Source organism: Pseudoxanthomonas sp. LjRoot204_2, assembly GCF_056175765.1.
Genome location: NZ_JBGFFG010000408.1, coordinates 1 through 2,974 on the forward strand (window position 1 = coordinate 1; position 2,974 = coordinate 2,974).

Annotated in this window: 5 protein-coding genes; 4 read left to right on the forward strand and 1 reads right to left on the reverse strand. The window is 63.4% G+C overall.

The annotated features are described in order from the left end of the window. From AC04L7_RS15610 to AC04L7_RS15625, 4 genes are all read left to right on the forward strand, one after another. On the forward strand, window positions 1-476 hold a 476-nt coding region (locus AC04L7_RS15610; protein WP_475513365.1), incomplete at its 5' end, for a dATP/dGTP pyrophosphohydrolase domain-containing protein. Between the two features lie 20 nt (window positions 477-496). Beyond that, window positions 497-835, forward strand: coding sequence for a hypothetical protein (locus tag AC04L7_RS15615; protein WP_436001446.1), 339 nt, complete (start codon window positions 497-499; stop codon window positions 833-835). Window positions 836-838: 3 nt separating this feature from the next. After that, on the forward strand, window positions 839-1,210 hold the full coding sequence (locus tag AC04L7_RS15620; RefSeq protein ID WP_436001448.1) for a hypothetical protein: 372 nt from the start codon (window positions 839-841) through the stop codon (window positions 1,208-1,210). Next, a complete protein-coding gene (locus tag AC04L7_RS15625; RefSeq protein WP_436001450.1) occupies window positions 1,211-1,801 on the forward strand; it encodes a hypothetical protein in 591 nt (196 codons plus the stop codon). 333 nt (window positions 1,802-2,134) lie between these two features. On the opposite strand, the gene AC04L7_RS15630 is transcribed toward AC04L7_RS15625, so the two are convergent. Next, window positions 2,135-2,974, reverse strand: an 840-nt coding sequence (locus tag AC04L7_RS15630) for a S1C family serine protease (RefSeq protein WP_475513366.1), incomplete at its 5' end; no start/stop codon positions are given.

Consider the following 2,974-nt stretch of genomic DNA (forward strand, 5'->3'; position numbering starts at 1 on the left):
CCTTGAGGGTAGTGGACATTACCAACAAGCAGGTGCGCGTGGAGATCGACGGTCCGAAGGACGTGCCCGTCAATCGCGGCGAGGTGGCCGATGCCATCCGCGCACGCACGGAACTGGAGCAGCCGACAGATGCTGAAAACTTCAGCCTGGCGCAATACCTGCGGGAGCAGAGCAAGTGGTCGCAAGACACCTTCGGGCCCGGCCCGATGGTGGAGAGCCTGCTCGATCACATCAGGAAGGAAATCACCGAGGTGAGCGAAGCACCCGGTGACGTCGTCGAGTGGGTGGACATTGCGATGCTCGCCCTCGACGGCGCGTTGCGCTGCGGCGTAACGCCGGCTGAGGTGATCGCCACCCTCGCGGCGAAGTTCGCCGTAGTGAAAGAGCGCCAGTGGCCGGCGGCAGGCAGTACGCCGCCGGGTGAAGCTATCTGCCACATCAAGACCGAATCCGACACGGCCGCGGCAGCGGCATAAACCTGGAGCGCCACACCATCATGCAACTGATCTCGCTGTTCCATCCCCGCACCCAGTCGCTGGGCGAAGTCTTCAGGCGAGCAGACTCGCCGACCTTGAACGCTGTTGTCGACGGAGGCGGCCCGAGCATGGGCATGATTCTCGTCGGAGTGCTGGTCTTCGCCCTGTTCTTGGCGCTGCCTGTCGTCATCGCAACGTTGCGCGGACAGCACCAGTACCTGGTGTCGATCACGCTGGGTAGCCTGCTCGCTACTGTGCTGACCTTCAGCGTGGTCGGCTTGCCGCCCGGCCTACTGCTCTATGCGGCGCTCATCGCGATCGCCTTTTCGCCGCGTCTGGCCCAGAAGGTCTTGAGGTAACACGTGGCGTACTGCAAGTGGAGCGATGCGACCCCGCGCAGCGATCTGATCGCTTTCGAGCGCCCCAACGGTGGCTACACCGCCATGGTGCGCTCCAAGCGCCGTGTCAGGCCGATTCCGGCCGTGGATCTGAGCAGCACACCGGCCAGGTTCGAGAGCCTGCGCCGGCGCAAGGAAGCCGAGGCAGATCCGGCCAATCCCGTTGTGCCGCTGGGCCTGCCGTTAGCGGGTAGGACGCTGCACTTCGACACGTTGGAAGAAATGCACGAACAGATCCTCGCGATGCGCGATGACGGCTACCTCGTGCCGGACGAAGCGGTTGACCAAATCCGTGAAGACATCCTTCTTAGCAACATTGCACTGGAGATCAAGTAGATGGAAAGCAACAGCTACACCACGTCTTCGCGCAGCGCGAGCGCATACAAGGCGCTGAAGTACCGCACGGGGATGACCGACCACCACATCTCGCACCTGCTCCGTGAGCGCAGCAGGAGCGCGCTGACGCGCTACCTGGGATTCGCCGCACTCGCGGGAGTGCTAGCGATCGCCGGCGGCCTGGCGGTGTGGGCCAGCCCACAAGCGGGGGCATTGACCACGGTGGTGTACGTGGCAGGCCTACTGGTGGCCATGATCTGCGGGACGTTGATGATGGCCTGCCTGTTCCAGGCGTTGGGTACGCGCAATAAGAACGCCTACTACCAGGATGGCGAGATGCCGGCTACGCCGGAGGACATCGTGCGTCTGCATCACCTGGCGCAGGCCGATGCGGCGCTCAAGCCGATCGTGGCCAGCTGGATCGGGGCCCAGCAGCTGATCCGCCAGCGGGACGTCGACCTGGTCGACGACTATATCGAGACCCGCGACAGCGATCGGCATCGCGCCGCGATGGCGGCAGTGGTGGATATCGAGGATGCCCGTGAACCGGCAGTCCAGCCGGTGGGCAGCATCGAGCTGCAGGCGGCCTAAGTCATGGCCTCGGTGCATGATGCCAACGCGGAGCGTGCGCCGTACCGGCGCGTGCTCCTGCAGATCTTCGGCTTCGCCAGTGCGGGGGTCATGGTGCCRTGGCTTCTGGAGCAAGCCGCCACCTGGATCTGATGCAGCCTGCCATGCCAAAGAACTTTGATTGAGGTAACACTTTTCCGTACGTTATGGGATCACGTTTCCGGTAGACTGTGCCCAGACGTTGTGGAAGGCCTGAGTTATTCGACGTTTCTCAGGCTGGAGAGCTCCTAGCTGGCGAAGCAAAGGTACGATGTCTGGAAGCCCCGACCTTGGTTGGGGCTTTCTTTATGGGCGTTACGGAAGCGTCATGGTCTCGTAGTACGTGTACCTGATCGCACGCATGCTCTCTACGGCATCAGGATTGGCCGGGTACTTCGAGGTGTAGTGCCTGACGCCATCCTTGATGTAGGAATACACCATTCCCTGAACTTCGCGGCAGTACGTGCGCGCGTTCTGAACGCAGAAGCGGCCTTGCTGCACCGGCTTGTTGTTAATGCTGAGCTGGAGCTTGTAGCCACCCACTGGCCAGGGCGTGGGCTTGGACAGCTCGAAGGTGGTGACCTGCATGCCGGCSTCCACCACCTCGCTGAGCGTGGTGACCAGCTGCTGCTCTTCACCATAGGTGACGGTGGCCGTCAGCACCGCCGGCGCCGCGGTCTGGGTGGTGACCTGTGCGTAGATCCGCCCCTGGTCGCCCACGATGCCTGCAGGCGAAGCTGGGGACGATGCCGAAGGCCAGCGGTAGGCGACATCCAGTACAGCATTGGTGACGGCTGGCGCTTCGCTGATTGGCGATCGCTGCGGCGTCGACGGTGCCTTATGGCGCGTGCGTAGATCCGCGACCGCGGTAGCGGGTACGGCGAAACCGATGGCCTCGCCCTCGGCGGCCTTCGAGGTGGTGATACCGATCAGATTGCCGGCATCATCGAACAGGCCGCCGCCACTACTGCCCGGGCTGATCGCTGCGGTGGTCTGGATGACCTGGCCAGCGGCTTGCCTGCGAAAGCCCGAGATCAGTCCTTCGGACAGACTTACTTCGTACCCTTGGGGAGACCCGATAGCGTAGACGCGATCGCCCACCTGGTACTGGCCCGCATCGGCGATGCGCGCCGGCGTTGCAGGCAGGCCCGGCAC